Origin of the sequence: Candidatus Jettenia sp. AMX1 (assembly GCF_030263775.1) — a bacterium.
Classification (GTDB): domain Bacteria; phylum Planctomycetota; class Brocadiia; order Brocadiales; family Brocadiaceae; genus Jettenia; species Jettenia caeni.
This window is the reverse complement of the sequence record NZ_SZPP01000030.1, coordinates 23,386-40,219: the sequence shown is the minus strand read 5'-3', so window position 1 is coordinate 40,219 and position 16,834 is coordinate 23,386. Positions and strand designations below refer to the sequence as shown.

The following is a 16,834-nucleotide window of genomic DNA, read 5'->3' as shown; positions in this document are numbered from 1 at the left end:
TATGGCTATTTGCAAGGCTTTTCAAGCCTTGCAAGACACTCTAGTTGAGAAAAGGAGGAAGGATTTCCTCTTGAGAAAAGTTTGCCTGATCAAACATATTAAACTTTTCCCCATTTTCTAAAGGGAGACTAAGGAATATTATGCATTTCCCCCTTTTCTAAAGGGGGACCAAGGGGGATTATGGATGGTTTGTTATTCTCCACCGTTTCCACTTCCACATTTTACAAAGAGATAAAAGGTGCCGAAGGCTTTATTCAGTAGTCTGACTTGGAATTTGTTTCGTAAAGGAGAGGCGAGCTATTACTATCATATTTACCAATAAGCAGTAATCCCTTTCTGTATTTCGAATCGATAGCGGGTTGTAATTGCAACTGGTTTTGTAAACTATCGATTGCTTGTTTGAAATGCTCAAATTGTCCATGTAAAAGTTCTACTTCGATTTCCCGATAAACTTTTTGCTCATTATGGCTGTGAAATGTTACTTTATCCAGAGATAATTCAGCTTTAAACTCACCATCCTTATGTATTGTTATGATATGGCGATATGTCTCTACTCGTAAGACCTTTTTCAATGTTTCTCCCGAGAGATTGAGTTTTTCTATAACTTTTGGTGGAATTATTGGCTTTTTTTCCTCATGCCAAAGCTTGATTTCATTACCCGAAAGTGACCACTCAAGTTCACTACGCTCGAAGATCACATCGTGTTGTTTTTTCGATATCTTACAGGTGCCCGTATAGCTCTCACCTTTTTGGCGTATACGTATGGCAGTGTTAGTTTTTAACAGGGTGTAAGCCGGGGTATCAAAATAGATATCAGTTTGTGAATACGGTGTTTTTCTGGTATATTGAAAACCGAAGGCATTTACTACCGTTATAAGGCCATTCAAATCAAGACAATCAGGACAAATAAATTTTGCCTCAATTTCCGCCTTTTCATTCAGATCCGAATCCATAGTTACGTATTCTGGTTGTTTATTCTATGATTTTCGCAATATACGGCCATTGGTTACACCTGTATGTCTGCCATTTCTCACGGTAACTTGCCCGTTTACTATTACATATGCTATGCCTTCAGAGTATTGATGAGGTTCTGTGTAGGTGCTCTTATCTATAATTCTTGCAGGATCGAAAATAGTTATATCTGCAAAATACCCCTTTTTTATCAACCCCCTTTTATCCAATCCAACTTTCTGCGCAGGAAGACCTGTCATCTTCTGGATGGCCTTTTCTTCGGAAAGAAGGTTCTTTTCCCGGCAAAATCTTCCCAAAACACGTGAAAAAGTTCCATAGCTGCGTGGATGAGGCTTTCCCCCGCTCAAAATTCCATGGCCGGCGCGTACAGAACTGTCAGAACCAATAAAGACAAAATCCCAACTGATTATCTTCTCTAAATTCTCCTCACACATACTGAATAAAAAAATATCAACCCTTGTATCCTCTTCTACAAGCAAGTTAAAAACTACATCGAAAGGAGTGGTGGTGAGGTTCATTGCAATTTCTGAGATTCTTTTACCTTCCATCCACTTATTTTTATCATAATAGACGGAAGAGATTACGATCCCATTCCAAAAATTATCGTCATACACAGGGGATAGTTCTTCCTCGATTTGTTTTCGGACCTGTGTATTCTTTAATCTCTGTATCTGTTTTTCAGTGCCACCCTCATAGACCCAATGAGGTAGGATGGCATCCAGGTCTGTAGCAGCGGCGATGTAAGGGTAACGATCGCAGGTGACATCGATCCCTTCATCGATGGCATGTTCAAGTATCATTTTTATATTTTTGATCTTATGCCAGTTACGGTTTCCGGAGGTTTTGAGATGTGATATTTGCAATTTAGCCCCTGAGCGGTTTGCTATTCGGGTGGCTTCTGCAATGGCTTCTTCAAGTGTATCTCCTTCATTTCGTATATGGGTTGCATACAAACCACCGTAATTTCCTACCACTTCACATAGTTCTGATAATTCATCCTCTGTTGAGTAACAACCGGGGGGATAGATAAGACCGCTGGACATACCGAAGGCTCCGGCCTTCATAGCTTCTTCTAAATCTTTCCTCATAGTATGGAATTCGTGTGGATGGGGACTTCTATCTTCATATTCGAAAGCACATGCCCTTATATTACCATGACCGACGAGAAAAGCCCTGTTTATGGAACTGTGTATATTTTCTGCCATAGCATAAAATTCTGCGGCGGACTGCCATGTAATTGGGATACCGTATTTTGCCAGTCCCTGTGACCGCCTTTCCAACACTTTTCCTCGTAACGGGAAGGCGGATAAACCGCAGTTTCCGCATATCTCTGTAGTTACCCCATCAAGTATTTTGCTGGTACTTTCAGGATGAGCAATCCATAAGAAATCGCTATGGGAATGAATATCAATAAATCCGGGGGTAACGATCATCTCTTCTGCGCAGATGGTAGGGCAATTACTATCAGGAATATGCTTATCGAGAGAGACGATCTTGTCATCCTTGATACCAATATCTATCGTACTTCTTGGCATTCCAGTTCCATCGATTACTGTCCCCTTTTTTATTATGAGATTGAAATCCATTCCTAATCCTATTCAATGGATACATGTATCAAGAGTGATGAATACCATTTTGCGGTACTATTCTTCTTCTACAAGAGGGGAGGGTTCATCTATACCCAATATTGTATCAACATCCTCATGCGCAGCATTTAAATCTTTCTTCATGGTATCAAGATGTTTTTTGCTGTGATATGCAGTACAGCTGATGGAGAATATAACCATTGATAGAGATATACTTGAAAGAATAATACTTGCTACAGAAATTTTTCGTTTCATCTAATATTCCTTCCGTTGCCTTGAGGATGGTATCTTCATGATTCTCCGGTATTTTGTAACGGTTCTTCGGGCGATAGCTATACCAGAGGCATGGAGTTTTTCTGCGACTTCTTCGTCACTCAAAGGATTTGATTTATTTTCTTTCGCAACAATCTCGGAGAGTTTTTGCCGTATAGCTTCCCATGATTCCATCGATCCGTCCACGTTCTGAAAACCTCCGGTAAAGAAAAACTTCATTTCGAATATACCTTGGGGTGTTTGAATATATTTATGAGCAATGGCGCGGCTTACCGTTGATACATGTACTCCTACAACATCGGCGATATCCTGCATTTTCAGGGTATGCAACCGGTGAATTCCCTCATCTAAAAAATCCTTTTGCATCTCTACTATTTTGCAGGCTACTTTGTAGAGCGTGCTCCTTCTCTGTTCGATTGCATCAATAAGCCATTTTGCCGATTCAATTTTCTTTTGTATATATTGCAAGGTAGAATTATCAGTACCATTTTCACTTAAGAATTTCTTATAAAAAGAACTGATATGCAAATGGGGCAAATTCGTGTTATCGATAAGAAATACCTCATATTTTCCGTCAATATATTCTACTTTTACTTCCGGAACTACATACGGAATAGTCTCATCACAAAAGATAGAACCAGGTTTGGGATTTAGGGTACGGATAAATTCAACCTGTCTTTTTATGATATCTAAGCTCTGTCCGGTTTTTTTTGCTATGGCAGGATATTTTTTCATCTCAATATCTTCCAGATAATTAAGAAGCAATTCCTTCGTTAACTGGTAATGTGCATCTCGTTTATCCAATTGCAATACGAGACACTCCTGCAAATTTCTGGCTCCAACTCCGGGTGGTTCAAGCGATTGTACAACTTTTAAGGCTTCCTTAACCTCTTCAACGGGAAGCGGCTTTTCAAGGGATTGCACAATTTCTTCCAGAGGACTGGCTAAATATCCGGATTTATCAATGGAATAGATAATGTTTTCAGCGGCTTCTGCAAGATGGCTGGGGAAATCGATTAATGAGAGCTGCCCCATCAAATAATCATGGAGGGACATCGGCTTGGCTGCGGTGTTCTCTAATGCCTCCTGTTTCTGATCTCGTTCTTCCGAAAGGTTATTTCTCCGAACTATAGTTTGTGAGTAATAATCACGCCAATCATCAGCCATTTCCCCGAGTTTATCAAATTCGTCACTTTTTGCATCATCGGCCGGTGTTTCATCTCCTTCCTTGAGGTTCTCATCTTTTTTCTCTTCAAGTACCTCTTCAAGTACAGGATTGTCTACTAACTCTTGCTGTATATGTTCAACAAGAGCCAATAAAGGTAACTGTAAAATCTCAATTGATTGGATAATTTGAGGAGACAACTTCATTTTTTGTTGAAGTTGAGGTAATAAAGACGATTGCATTTTCATGAAATATCACCTTCTAAAAAAACTTGAACTATGAAGACCTCATTTCGTTTCTACCACTAATTGCATCAGAGACAATCGCTGTATTTGCATATTCGAGGTAGCTTCCTGTTGGTAATCCACGGGCAAGTCTGGTAACCCGCACTCCTAAAGAATGCAGTTGTTTATGAATATACAAAGCGGTTGCATCTCCTTCCATATTCAAATTCGTTGCCAGGATAACTTCTTCTACATGATTACTTTTAACCCTTTGCAAGAGCCCTTCAATGGTAAGAGACTCCGGGCTAATGCCATCCAGAGGGGAAATATGCCCCTGGAGCACATGATAAAGACCGTTATACTTACCGGTCTTTTCTATGGTTAAAAGGTCGGCAAGCTGTTCGATTACACAGATTACAGAATTATCCCTTTGCGTATTACTGCAAATATGGCATGGATCTTTTTCTGATACATTAAAACAGATCGAACAGGTTTTAATAAACTTTTTTACATCGCGGATGGCATAGGCAAGCTGCATTGCTTCTTCTACAGGTTGTTTTAAGATATAACATGCGAGTCGTTCTGCTGTCTTTTGCCCTATACCTGGCATTTTCCCGAACTCGTTCATGAGTTTGATTATAGATTGTGGATATGCATTCAAAATAAAGAACCTCTTAAAACCTTTTACTCATAATTTCTCATAGTTACATTCCACCCCCAAACATTCCTTGTAATCCGGGAATATTTAATCCGCCGGTAAGTTTCCCCATCTCGGATTGATACAATTCCTGAGATTTTTTCAGTGCTTGTGAAATTGCTGATAATATAAGGTCTTCAAGCATCTGAACATCCTTTGGATCTACAACCTCCGGATCGATTTTAATTGAGAGGATCTCTTGTTTTCCATTCATGTGGACCGTAACCATTCCACCGCCGGAACTCGCCTCTACGACTCGCTCTTTCAAATCGTTTTGAATATCCTCCATTTGCTTTTGCATCTTTTGCGCCTGTTTTTGCGCCTGTTTCATCATTTCTGTAATATTGCCAAAACCCTTCATCGTATTGACCTCCTCTATTTATTTACTTTCATGACATGACCATCAAACAATTCTACGATCTTATTTACCACTGGTTCAGAGCATACAGGATTGACCGCAATTTGATCAGAAGGGTCATGATCTGATGATAAATTTGTTTTGTTTTTTTCGGGATGTATGTTTTTTGCTATAGCGAATTTTAGTCTCACACTACTCTGGAGTACTTCTTTTATACACTGCTCTATAAGTTTTTTTTCTTCTATTTGACTGAGTCTTTGCATGTGAAAGGTATAATTACCCGGAAACTCGATCGTTATATCTCCATCTTTTATTTCGGTCAATCGGCCTTCCTTAAGAAGTGACCAGGTAGATTTTTTTTTGCCTTGCACTATAAAAAGAATTTTTTCCCAAAGACTTTTTTCATCATGTTGCATTTCAACATTTTTACTCTCAGTTTTTATTGTAGTATATCCTTCCGATATCGGTTCTGACACCATTTCCGGAACAAGAGGTTTTTGTGCAGGTATAATTTCTTGCTTTTTCTCTGTATCTTTACTGTCTAATTTTATAAATCTATCTTCCAGAGATGCAATTTTTTCTGCGATTTCATGCAATGAGCCGATAGATTCCATTCGGCATAATTTAATGATAGCCGTTTCAAGTAAGATACGGTGTAAGAGAGAATCCGTAGTGCGCACTCTCGTCTCTGACAGCAATTGAATCATATAGAGTAAAGTATCGCCAGAAAAAGACTTTCCATGTCGCTGTATAAGAGATGTATTAAACTCTATCCATTTAGCATCTTGTCCACAAGAAGAAAAAATCAGAAGTTCCCTGATACACAAAAGCATCTGATCTATAAACTCTCCACACGTTTTTCCTTCATTGAGAACAGTATCCACGATCTTCAGGGCAGAGGATACCTCTTTTTTTACGAAGCTGTCGAACATACCCAGGAGTTTATCTTCGTCAATGCAGCCCAAAACAAAATTTACGTCTTCTAAGGATACCGTATCCTTGCAAAAAGAGAGAAGCTGATCCAGGACTGATTGGGAATCCCGTAATCCGCCCTTAGCATATCTTGCTATCATGTGAAGAGCTAAGGGGTCAATGTGTACGCCTTCAGCTTTAGAGATATCAAGAAGCCGCTTTTCAATATCATGGATAGAAATATTCTTAAAATCGAACCGCTGACATCGTGATTGAACAGTTTCAGGCAACCGGTTAACCGCCGTTGTGGCGAAAATAAATTTAACATGTGGCGGCGGTTCTTCAAGAGTTTTTAGAAGCGCATTAAAAGCCTCGCGTGTTAGCATATGTACTTCATCAATAATATAAATTTTATAGCGTGCGCGTGATGGGGCGTAATTTACATTTTGTCGTATATTTCTTACTTCATCAATCCCCCGATTCGAGGCACCATCTATTTCCAGGACATCAATATCCTTTCCTTCGGAGATGCATCGGCAAATATCACAGGTATTACAGGGAGTATCTGTAGGACCATGCTGGCAATTCAATGCCTTGGATACTATGCGTGCCATCGAGGTCTTACCCACGCCCCGAGGTCCTGCTAACAAATAAGCGTGAGCAACCCTGTTGAAGCGGATGGCATTCCGAAGAGTTGTTACTATCGATTCTTGCCCTACGAGATCCTCAAAAGTTTGAGGGCGATACCGGCGTGCTAATACGACATAAGACATTCGCTAATTACCTCAATAGTTATAAAACGTTAAACTTATTATACTTTGTTATTCTACCCATATCAATATGCTTTATTCTGTTGTTTCTTAACTTGCAGAAAACTGTGGAAACCATGCCGTGTTATGAAAGATTTGTAGAAATGAAAATTCGGAATATCGCTATAATTCTATAAAAAAGGCCGTGCACTTTTTTTTGTTCCCGTTTCCATTAGTTTACCAATGCAGTAAGCTCAGGCCAGACTTGCTCACGGCACATAAGGACAAATGCTTATGGCTGCTTGCTTCCGCATCTGACCAGGTTCGCAGCGTCTCTTATTGCATGAGATCCAGCCTTCAACACCCCTTACATTGATAAAGCTAACAGTCTGTGAGCCCTCAAAAAAGCGATCGATCCTGCTGTAGCGGGTTGCAGGTTACAGGGTACCGCTAGCTCCCCATCTAGCACGGCCTTTTAATATTAATATGGCGGAGAGGGCGGGAGTCGAACCCGCGATACCGATTTTGTCGGTATACGCGCTTTCCAAGCGCGCTCATTCGGCCTCTCTGACACCTCTCCAAAACAACACATGAATGATAGTATCGTGAAACAAGGCTTCAAAAATTTCTTACAGCGTATAGGCGTGATACTTACATACATACATACTTCTCTAAAGATCTATAGTTCACAAAGGAGCAGAACCGCGATAATGTATCGTAAGGAATAGGTATTCTTAATTATAATTAATGATTCCTTAATTCTCAATTATTAACTGGCGGAGAGGGTGGGATTCGAACCCACGTCCCGCTTTTAAGCGGGAAACGGTTTTCGAGACCGTCCCGATCAACCACTCTGGCACCTCTCCTATAGGTAAAAATTGCCTCGTTATTTCGTACGGCAGTTTTCTAAAAAGAATTTTTGCAATATATGTTTACATTCATCGGCAAGGACATTTGACAGAACATTCAAACGATGGTTAAACCTCGGTTCCTGAACAAGATTTATAACCGATGCACAAGCCCCGGCCTTTTTATCTGGAGTCCCATAAACAAGGGTATCAATCCTCGATTGCACTAAAGCGCCGGCACACATTGCACAAGGTTCCAAAGTTACATAGATTGTTGTTCCTGTTAAACGCCAGTTTTGTAAATGTGCGGCAGCTTGAGTTATTGCTATCATTTCCGCATGGGCAGTAGGATCGTTGAGCATTTCTCGCTGATTATGTGCACGAGCTATTATGTGGTTTTCATAAACAATCACAGCGCCGATTGGCACTTCATCTTTTTCTGCAGCCTTTCTCGCCTCGGCAAGGGCCTGCCTCATAAAATATTCATGTTTGCCCGTACTATCTTCCATAATTTATAGATGCTTGTACAAACTTTCCGCAGGTACTCAACATACCTATGTTTTGCCGATAATTATAATAATGAAAAACGCGCCCAGGAGGATTTGAACCTCCAACCTCCGGATTCGTAGTCCGTGACTCTATCCAATTGAGCTATGGGCGCTCTTTAGATCTCTTTCGCCTTACCGAAAGCAAAATACCATTGTCAGAAAATATCTTTCAAAACTTTAAGCGATAGATCAGTAATAAAATGAATTTAAAATGTAAAGGGTTACTACTATTGCTGGAGGTGTGTAAATTGAATAAGAAAAGTATAAGCATATCAAAACTCATTGTCAAGATATAATCCCCTTGTGTGTTTTCTCAGGACTTGTAACTGCTGCTTGCGGTATTTATCAATATTCTTATTTGATGTATTACCAGAGATAGATGTTAATTGACGCACGTAAATAAAACTGATAGGATTTTTGTAATGAATAAAATTATTTACAACTTACATTTAAAGAGCGGCAAAGATTATACATTCGAGGTTGATATTGACAGGCAGGATTGTAAGGAAATGGCAAAGAATGAGATGCACGCCTTCTGGACAAAACTAGATTACAACCAATGCAGTAATTGCCCACTTCGCGTATCGGACTGCATGTATTGTCCTGTCGCATTGGATATTGAGGGAGTCGCTAAGAAATTTGGAGATGTTATCTCCATTGAACCGGTAGATGTATGGGTGCATACAAAAGACCGTTCATTCTTTAAAAATTGCAGTGTGCAGGAAGCCTTAAAGTCCCTTTTTGGACTTATTATGGCTTCGGGTAGTTGTCCTATTCTTTCCAGACTTAAGCCATTAGCATACTTCCATCTGCCATTTGCTACCCTGGATGAAACGGTTTACCACCTGGTAGGTGCTTATCTTATTAAACAACATTCGATATACTGTGAGGGTATATTTGATCCGGATTGGAATTTAAAGGGTGTCGAAGAACTGTATAAACAGTTGGAAACGGTGAATGTTCATCTTATAAATCGTCTTCGGGATGCCTCAAATAAGGATGCCAATCTGAATGCTCTTTATCTATTTATGACGTTAACGAGCATTGTTGCACTGGATATCAATAGCGTACTCGAGACGATCGATTCTTTTATGAGGAAAGGGTTATAAAGATCATATATGTTTCTGTTTCCACTATTAAATTTGCAGTATAATCCTCCTGTCTCTTTTAAACACTTATCATAGTATAGTTTGCAGATCGTATCGTCATTCCTGAAATTTTGCAATTTTACCGATGATATCTTTGTTTTCCTGTTGCGAGAATTCTTTCTATTTCAAGGTATTAAGGCTAAAATAACGGTGTCAACAATCTTGATCTTAGAGAAAAGATATTGATTAAATATTCTGCCTCGTTTATAGTACATCACAGAGTAAGACTAACCATGAGGAGACCTGGATATGCATATCCAAAATTCAACTGCACCTGAAGTTCAGAATATGAGTATACCGCATCAGGACCCTGCTGATTTGTGGAATGCTTTAATGAAAAAATCTTTAGAACTGGGCTGTGAACAGGCTATTATTATTTCTACCAAAACCATTGTTATTGGACGCTGGGTTCAATTAAAATGCAGATATGGATGCGATGAATATGGGAAAAAACTAACCTGTCCCCCCCATTCTCCGGCGTATGATGATATGAAGGACATTCTCAGAGAATATAATAAGGCGTTGCTCTTGCATGGGCATATAAGCTGGCAGATGCGTTATATAACTACAGAGATAGAAAAAGCAGCCTTTTCTATGGGATTCTATAAAGCTTTCGGCCTCGGCGCCGGTCCTTGTAAATTATGTGAAAGTTGTGCAACATCTTCGGCTTGTACTCATACAGCAGAAGCGCGGCCCTCTATGGAGGCATGTGGTATTGATGTGTATCAAACAGTAAGAAATCATGATTTAAAAATAGAAACGCTTAAGAACAAGGCCGATGAGGTTAATATATATGGCTTAGTACTTATCGAGTAAATCTGATAGTATCAAAAACTGGTATAGAAAACGGGAAGATACATCATAAATATCGGAGAAAAAGCTCAAAAGATTCCTGGATTCTCTGTGGTTCAGTTTTGATAGTAGAGTACATTTTTATGAAAGAGGAAAAAATCATGATATCAGGTATTATTAAGAAGGCAATAGACCTGACTGTCGGGGCGCTTTTTATGACAAAAGAGAACGTTGATGAGCTTATCGATGATATGGTAAAAAACGGAGAGATGAAGAGGGAAGAGGCAAAGGCACTGGTGAATGAAATTATGAAGAAAATTCTATCAAGTAAAAAGGAAATTGAATCCAGGACCGAAGTCATCGTGGAGAAGGTACTTCATAAGCTGGATATTCCAACAAGGCAAGAACTCCAGCAAATGCAGAAAAGACTCGAAGAAATTATAAAGAAATGGGAATCGAAAATCTAAAAGAAGAAAAGGGAATAATCGATACATGCAGTTTGGGAAAATAGGTCAAAAGATTCGCGATATTCGCCGTTTTAACCAAATCATAAGAATATTAACGAAGCACGGTTTTGGTTTTGCCATCCAACAGCTTCGTTTGAATGACCATATTATTGGAAGGGGTATTATCAAGACGGGTGTATTACGGCGTTTCACAGAGCCGCAAGAGTCTCGAGCCGTCCGACTGAGAAAGGTATTGGAAGAGCTTGGCCCCACATTTATAAAATTCGGACAAATCCTCAGTGTCCGGCCCGATCTGATTCCACAAGACTTTTGTACGGAATTAAGTAAACTTCAGGATCGTATTCCTCCGTTCAGTTATGGAGAGGTCAGAAAGCAGATATGGGAATCCTTTCGAAGTTATCCTGAAGAATTATTCTCCTCATTCGACTCAATTCCCCTTGCAGCCGCCTCTTTGGGGCAAGCACACCGGGCACAACTCAAGACGGGTGAGAATGTAGTTGTAAAGGTGCAGCGACCAGATATCCGCAAAATGATTGAAACAGATATTGATATTCTCTATAACCTGGCTCAATTGGCAGATCGGTATATGCAGGATATACGGTTTTTTGACCCCGTGAGTATTGTCGATGAGTTCTCAAGGATTATTATGAAGGAGATCGATTTTCGATACGAGGCACACAATATTGACAGGTTTTGCAAAAATTTTAAAGATAGCACCACGACATATATTCCTAAAGTCTTTTGGGATTACACGAAATCCAAGGTGCTTACTACAGAAGAAATCAAAGGTGTTAAACTCAATCATTACTTGTGCGGGCACCGTCCGTGTGAAGAGAAAAAGATTGTTGCTGCAAATGGCGCAAATGCCGTCCTTCAGCAGGTATTTATCGATGGATTTTTTCATGCAGACCCTCATCCGGGAAATATCTTCATTCTTCCAAACAATGCGATTGCTTTTGTAGATTTTGGGATTGTCGGCAGGCTCGATGAAGAGACACGTTATGCTATTGTGAACCTCCTGATTGCTATATCAATGAAGAATATACAGGGTATTTTGAAAGCATTGGAAATGCTGGGTTCTTTTGTCGATGAGGAATCTGCGCGGGATTTTAAACATGATATCAATGATCTTATAGAATGGTACTATGATATACCTTTAAAACAGATAGAAATTTCTATGGTACTTCCACAAGCTATTGATGTGATGACACGCCATAAACTCAAGATACCGCCACAAATGCACATTCTTGTCAAGACTATTGCTACTATGGATGGTATTGCCAGGCAGTTGGACCCGGAATTTAATATCATTGCTTATACCAGACCATTTGTGGAAAGGCTGGTACATGAACGGCACGATCCAAAACGCATATTCAAAGACGCAGTATTTTATTCTTCGGAATTATTGGATATTCTCAAGGTGATTCCTAAAGATACGTATGAAATTGTAAAAAAGATAAAAAAGGGGACATTAAAAATTGAATTTGAGCATCAGGGACTCTCAAAGTTTATATTTGAGATGGATAAATCAAGTAATCGCGTCTCATTCAGCATGGTCGTTTCTGCTTTGATTATTGGCTCTTCACTTATTATTATGTCGAACAGGGGGCCTTTGATGTACGGCCTTCCCGTGCTAGGCATTCTTGGGTTTGTTTTTGCCGGCATCCTTGGGTTGGCGTTGGCAGTAGGCATTTTTAGATCCGGGCGTTTATAAAAGAACGAGAATAGTGCGCTCAAAATCTTCAGAGATTGAATTCGTGGAGTAAATCCATTGCAAGAGCTTGTTGACTCTTTTATCAATTATATCATGGTCGAATGTGGTTTATCCAGGAATACCATTCTCAGTTACAGGCATGACCTGCAAATATTTACCACCTTTCTGCTTTCTAAAAAAATACCAAATTTTCATAGTGTTCGTCCCGATACAATTACCAGCTTCATTATCTCTGAAAAACAGCGTGGACTTTCCATAAACTCTATAACTCGTACGGTTGTATCAATCCGTATGTTATACAAATTTTTATTTTCAGAAGGAAAGTTGCAAAAGAATCCTCTCAGTTCGATTGAATCGCCAAAGCTTTGGAAACGATTACCGGAGGTTATCCCTGTCCATAAAGTGGATGAGCTTCTTTTAGTCCCTGATGTAAAAACGAAGTTAGGGATTAGGAATAAAGCTATCCTTGAACTTTTGTATGCTACTGGCGCGAGAGTTTCTGAAGTATCTGCAATTCAGATGGATTGGATTAACCTTGAATATGGCTATGTTAAGTGTAGGGGAAAGGGATCAAAGGAACGCATTGTTCCCCTTGGGACAAAGGCAATTAGGGCTATTGAGAATTATTTGACAATCGCCAGACCAAAAATAAAGAACAGTCAGAATAGCGCCTATCTTTTTCTTTCAAAAGCGGGGAAACAGCTTCGAAGAGAAAATATATGGGTTATTGTAAAAAACTGCGCATACAGAGCAGGTATCCGTGACCATATTTCTCCCCATAAACTAAGGCATTCATTTGCTACTCATATGTTGGAAAATGGTGCCGATCTGCGTTCAGTCCAGGAAATGCTGGGACATGTCAATATTTCTACCACGCAGATTTATACTCACGTTAGTAAGCAGTACCTCAAAAGTATCCACCGGCAATTTCACCCACGGGCATAAGGATTAAGAGCGAAAGATTTTGCGTCTCTGCAAGGGAATAGGTTATTTGGCAAAATATTAAAATGGTATCATACTTGCTTTATCAATAAGTATCTCGTAGAATATGTGAACAGTAGGTATCGCAACATATCTAATTTCTTCTTCTTTTTTCTCATACAAGGATAAAGAGCGGGAGAAATATTTTTTTAAATTTCGGCCATACTATTGAAGTGAATATCTTTGACTTTTTTATAAATAATTCTATAATGTCACCATCATGGTAGAGTACTTACCTATACTGATATTATTTATAATAGCTTTAGGTTTTGCCGTTACGAATGTAATACTTTCGGCTATTTTTGGGACGCAGAAGCCCACCGCAGAAAAACTCACACCGTATGAGTGTGGTATTGATCCGGTAGGATCCGCTCGCGAGCGTTTTTCTGTAAAATTTTATCTTATTGCAATGCTATTTGTTATTTTTGATATTGAAGTTGTTTTTCTCTATCCATGGGCAGTAGCGTTTCAGTCATTGAAGCTGTTTGGATTTATTGAAATGGTAATCTTTATAGGTATTTTATTTATCTGTTATCTTTATATATGGAAAAGAGGTGGGTTGGAATGGGAATAGAAAGCCAACTGGGTGATAACATCCTAACTACCACTTTAAGTACGATGATAAATTGGGCTCGTAAATCCTCTCTTTGGCCTATGCCTTTTGGATTAGCCTGTTGTGCCTTAGAAATGATGGCGGTAGTTGCGCCTCGTTATGATCTTGCACGGTTTGGGGCGGAGGTATTTAGATTTTCACCAAGGCAATCAGATTTGATGATTGTTGCAGGGACACTTACGTACAAGATGGCATCTGTAGCAAGAAAGATTTATGATCAGATGCCAGAACCTAAATGGGTTATTGCTATGGGCGCCTGTGCGGTATCGGGAGGTGTATATAATACTTACAGCGTTGTGCAAGGCGTAGATCAGATTCTACCTGTGGATGTGTATCTTCCGGGATGTCCCCCAAGACCAGAAGCATTGATCCATGCCATTATGGAAATACAAAAAAAGATCGGGAAAGAATCGTTATGAGCCAGAATACAATGAATCCTGCAAATAAAGTATTAGGAATTTGCTTAGCTATAGAATTTAGTTTATGTAGGATAGCATCAATGGACCAAAAGATTTACGACGAGGAAACATGGATACTGAGTTTATAGCTACAGCGATAAAATCGAATTTTCCCCAGGCGATTATAGATTCAAGCATATTTCGTAATGAGTTAACCCTTACTATAAAAAAGGAATTTATTATCCAGGTCGCAAGGTTTCTTAAAGAAGATAAAGAACTTCATTTTAATTTTTTATCGGATTTGTGCGGTGTTGACCGAGTTGAGACAGACGGTATTTTTGAGGTAGTTTACCATCTCTATTCGATAGATAAAAATCATCGTGTACGTCTTAAAGTGCCAATTCCGTCAAATGAGCTGTCCATACCAACGGTAACAGATATCTGGAAGACGGCCAATTGGCATGAGCGAGAAACGTACGATATGTTTGGGATTAAATTTACTGGTCATCCTGATCTGAGAAAGATCCTCACGCCTGAAGATTTTGAGGGATATCCCTTAAGAAAGGATTACCCCATCGATGGGAGGCAGCCCCCCGCGCTCTATGATACCTACCGAAAGGGTAAAGAGTGATGGAAAGTTCTGCTACAACAACACACCTGATGACCATCAATATGGGTCCTCAGCACCCCAGCACTCATGGTGTATTAAGATTATTGCTGGAGCTTGATGGTGAAATGATTATAAAAGCTACGCCTCATATTGGATTTCTTCACCGGGGTGTGGAGAAACTTGCTGAGTATCGAACTTATCATCAATGCATTCCTCTTACCGATAGGTTGGATTATGTAGCTCCTTTTTCAAACAATTTAGCGTATGCCCTTACTGTTGAGAAATTGCTTGGTATTGATATTCCCGAAAGGGCTCAGCATATCCGTGTACTTCTCTGTGAACTTACCCGGATTGCTTCTCATCTCTTATGGCTGGCAACCCATGCGTTAGATATCGGCGCTATGACCGTATTCTTCTATTGCTTTAGGGAGCGTGAGGCAATCTACGATATCTTCGAAATGGTTTCAGGCGCCCGGCTTCATCTCTCGTATATACGGATAGGAGGCGTAGCGAAGGAACTGCCAGGTGGATTTCTGGAAAAGACCCGAAAATTTGTTGCTGAATTCCCCTCTCGGCTTAAGGAGTATGAGACACTTCTTACCGATAATCCTATATGGAAAAAGCGCACAGTTGGTGTCGGTATTATTTCTGCTGAAGATGCTATCGATTATGGACTCAGTGGTCCGAGTTTAAGAGGATCGGGAGTTAACTGGGATATCAGAAAGGCAGAGCCCTATTCCTGCTATGATAAATATCATTTTGCGGTTCCTCTGGGTGAAAACGGAGATGTCTATGATCGGTATCGTGTACGCATCGAAGAGATGCGGCAGAGTAACAGCATCGTTCATCAGGCTATCAATATCCTTCCTAAGGGAGATATTATAGCGAGTATACCCAATGTTGCCTTACCTCCAAAAGAGGATGTAGAAACAAAGATGGAGTCCATGATTCATCATTTTAAATTAATCATTCAAGGTATCCGTCCTCCGAAGGGAGAGGTATATGCCAGTATTGAAGCCCCAAAAGGTGAGCTAGGTTTTTATATTATCAGTGACGGTTCCAGCAATCCGTATCGTCTAAAAATCCGTCCGCCATCTTTTGTTAATCTTGAAGCGTTGCCGAAAATGGTGGAAGGCAGATTACTTCCGGATGTTGTTGCTACAATCGGAAGTTTAGATATTGTATTGGGAGAAATCGATCGCTGAAAAGCGGAACTAAACACGAGAATTATTTTACAAATTATTTAAATTTCGATACAATAAAGTACTCATGAATACAACAAACGAAAAGTCTATACAGGGAGAAGCAATAGATCTTTCGAAAGTCGAAAAGGCAGTAGAGAAATACAAGAACGTGAAAGGCGCTTTAATCCCGATTTTACAAATGGTGCAGACAGAATTTGGTTATTTACCTGCGCCTGCTATCGACCTTATCTCAGAAAGGTTGAATATCAGCGCAAGCGAAATAGTCGGAGTGGCTACCTTTTATGCCCAATTTCACCTGATACCACGTGGGCAGCATATCATAAAGGTTTGTTGCGGAACTGCCTGTCATGTGAAAGGGGCTAAAAAGATCGCAGAAAAACTCAGTGAAACATTGGATGTCTCGCTTGGTATGACTACGAAGGATAAAGTGTTTACTCTTGAAGAAGTGGCGTGTCTGGGGGCATGCTCATTAGCGCCCGTTATGATGGTAGACGAGAATGTCCATGGAAAGTTAGCCTCGGATACGGTTGCTGATGTTATAAAAGAAATAAAAGAATCAGGATTTTCTCAATAA

General features: G+C 39.8%; 18 protein-coding genes, 3 tRNA genes and 1 other RNA gene. 10 read left to right on the top strand and 12 right to left on the bottom strand.

The window, feature by feature from the left end; genetic code table 11:
- Nucleotides 1-254: 254 nt before the first annotated feature.
- The 12 genes from FBQ94_RS10295 to FBQ94_RS10240 all read right to left on the bottom strand — a co-directional run bounded on the left by FBQ94_RS10295 (nucleotide 255) and on the right by FBQ94_RS10240 (nucleotide 8,445).
- Nucleotides 255-953: a CYTH domain-containing protein gene (locus tag FBQ94_RS10295; protein WP_007222737.1), complete on the bottom strand. Its 699-nt coding sequence runs from the start codon at nucleotides 951-953 to the stop codon at nucleotides 255-257.
- A 24-nt stretch (nucleotides 954-977) separates the two neighbouring features.
- A complete protein-coding gene (locus FBQ94_RS10290) occupies nucleotides 978-2,558 on the bottom strand; it encodes an N-acyl-D-amino-acid deacylase family protein (RefSeq protein WP_007222736.1) in 1,581 nt (526 codons plus the stop codon).
- 57 nt (nucleotides 2,559-2,615) lie between these two features.
- Nucleotides 2,616-2,813, bottom strand: coding sequence for a hypothetical protein (locus tag FBQ94_RS10285; RefSeq protein WP_007222735.1), 198 nt, complete (start codon nucleotides 2,811-2,813; stop codon nucleotides 2,616-2,618).
- Entirely contained in the window at nucleotides 2,814-4,244 is a 1,431-nt protein-coding gene (gene rpoN, locus FBQ94_RS10280; RefSeq protein WP_007222734.1) for an RNA polymerase factor sigma-54, read from the bottom strand. It abuts the gene before it with no gap.
- Between the two features lie 28 nt (nucleotides 4,245-4,272).
- Entirely contained in the window at nucleotides 4,273-4,881 is a 609-nt protein-coding gene (recR, locus tag FBQ94_RS10275; protein WP_007222733.1) for a recombination mediator RecR, read from the bottom strand.
- Nucleotides 4,882-4,924: 43 nt separating this feature from the next.
- A complete protein-coding gene (locus FBQ94_RS10270; RefSeq protein WP_007222732.1) occupies nucleotides 4,925-5,278 on the bottom strand; it encodes a YbaB/EbfC family nucleoid-associated protein in 354 nt (117 codons plus the stop codon).
- Nucleotides 5,279-5,292: 14 nt separating this feature from the next.
- Nucleotides 5,293-6,960: a DNA polymerase III subunit gamma/tau gene (gene dnaX, locus FBQ94_RS10265; RefSeq protein WP_007222731.1), complete on the bottom strand. Its 1,668-nt coding sequence runs from the start codon at nucleotides 6,958-6,960 to the stop codon at nucleotides 5,293-5,295.
- 179 nt (nucleotides 6,961-7,139) lie between these two features.
- An RNA gene (gene ffs / locus FBQ94_RS10260) (signal recognition particle sRNA large type) lies at nucleotides 7,140-7,407 on the bottom strand.
- 16 nt (nucleotides 7,408-7,423) lie between these two features.
- A tRNA-Ser gene (locus FBQ94_RS10255) sits at nucleotides 7,424-7,516 on the bottom strand.
- A gap of 194 nt (nucleotides 7,517-7,710) precedes the next feature.
- Nucleotides 7,711-7,802, bottom strand: a tRNA-Ser gene (locus FBQ94_RS10250).
- Nucleotides 7,803-7,822: 20 nt separating this feature from the next.
- Nucleotides 7,823-8,293: a tRNA adenosine(34) deaminase TadA gene (tadA, locus tag FBQ94_RS10245; RefSeq protein WP_007222730.1), complete on the bottom strand. Its 471-nt coding sequence runs from the start codon at nucleotides 8,291-8,293 to the stop codon at nucleotides 7,823-7,825.
- Nucleotides 8,294-8,371: 78 nt separating this feature from the next.
- Nucleotides 8,372-8,445 (bottom strand) — tRNA-Arg (locus FBQ94_RS10240).
- Nucleotides 8,446-8,754: 309 nt separating this feature from the next.
- Here FBQ94_RS10240 and FBQ94_RS10235 point away from each other — a divergent pair.
- The 10 genes from FBQ94_RS10235 to nuoE all read left to right on the top strand — a co-directional run bounded on the left by FBQ94_RS10235 (nucleotide 8,755) and on the right by nuoE (nucleotide 16,834).
- The gene (locus FBQ94_RS10235; RefSeq protein WP_007222729.1) at nucleotides 8,755-9,441 is read left to right on the top strand and encodes a DUF6901 family protein; all 687 of its coding nucleotides are present in this window, start codon (nucleotides 8,755-8,757) and stop codon (nucleotides 9,439-9,441) included.
- A gap of 288 nt (nucleotides 9,442-9,729) precedes the next feature.
- Entirely contained in the window at nucleotides 9,730-10,296 is a 567-nt protein-coding gene (locus tag FBQ94_RS10230) for a DUF2284 domain-containing protein (protein WP_007222728.1), read from the top strand.
- 119 nt (nucleotides 10,297-10,415) lie between these two features.
- Nucleotides 10,416-10,739 carry a phasin family protein gene (locus tag FBQ94_RS10225; RefSeq protein WP_040544468.1) on the top strand — a complete coding sequence of 108 codons (324 nt, stop codon included), beginning with the start codon at nucleotides 10,416-10,418 and terminating at the stop codon, nucleotides 10,737-10,739.
- Between the two features lie 25 nt (nucleotides 10,740-10,764).
- The gene (locus tag FBQ94_RS10220) at nucleotides 10,765-12,453 is read left to right on the top strand and encodes an ABC1 kinase family protein (RefSeq protein WP_007222726.1); all 1,689 of its coding nucleotides are present in this window, start codon (nucleotides 10,765-10,767) and stop codon (nucleotides 12,451-12,453) included.
- Between the two features lie 57 nt (nucleotides 12,454-12,510).
- Nucleotides 12,511-13,398, top strand: coding sequence for a site-specific tyrosine recombinase XerD (xerD, locus tag FBQ94_RS10215; protein ID WP_007222725.1), 888 nt, complete (start codon nucleotides 12,511-12,513; stop codon nucleotides 13,396-13,398).
- A 253-nt stretch (nucleotides 13,399-13,651) separates the two neighbouring features.
- Nucleotides 13,652-14,008: an NADH-quinone oxidoreductase subunit A gene (locus tag FBQ94_RS10210; protein ID WP_040544465.1), complete on the top strand. Its 357-nt coding sequence runs from the start codon at nucleotides 13,652-13,654 to the stop codon at nucleotides 14,006-14,008.
- Entirely contained in the window at nucleotides 13,999-14,466 is a 468-nt protein-coding gene (locus tag FBQ94_RS10205) for an NADH-quinone oxidoreductase subunit B (RefSeq protein ID WP_007222723.1), read from the top strand. Before FBQ94_RS10210 ends, FBQ94_RS10205 begins: the two co-directional genes overlap by 10 nt.
- A 109-nt stretch (nucleotides 14,467-14,575) precedes the next feature.
- The gene (locus tag FBQ94_RS10200; protein ID WP_007222722.1) at nucleotides 14,576-15,076 is read left to right on the top strand and encodes an NADH-quinone oxidoreductase subunit C; all 501 of its coding nucleotides are present in this window, start codon (nucleotides 14,576-14,578) and stop codon (nucleotides 15,074-15,076) included.
- Nucleotides 15,076-16,260, top strand: a complete 1,185-nt coding sequence (gene nuoD / locus FBQ94_RS10195; protein WP_007222721.1) for an NADH dehydrogenase (quinone) subunit D — start codon at nucleotides 15,076-15,078, stop codon at nucleotides 16,258-16,260. The genes FBQ94_RS10200 and nuoD overlap by 1 nt, the downstream gene beginning before the upstream one ends.
- A 64-nt stretch (nucleotides 16,261-16,324) precedes the next feature.
- Nucleotides 16,325-16,834, top strand: a complete 510-nt coding sequence (nuoE, locus tag FBQ94_RS10190) for an NADH-quinone oxidoreductase subunit NuoE (protein WP_007222720.1) — start codon at nucleotides 16,325-16,327, stop codon at nucleotides 16,832-16,834.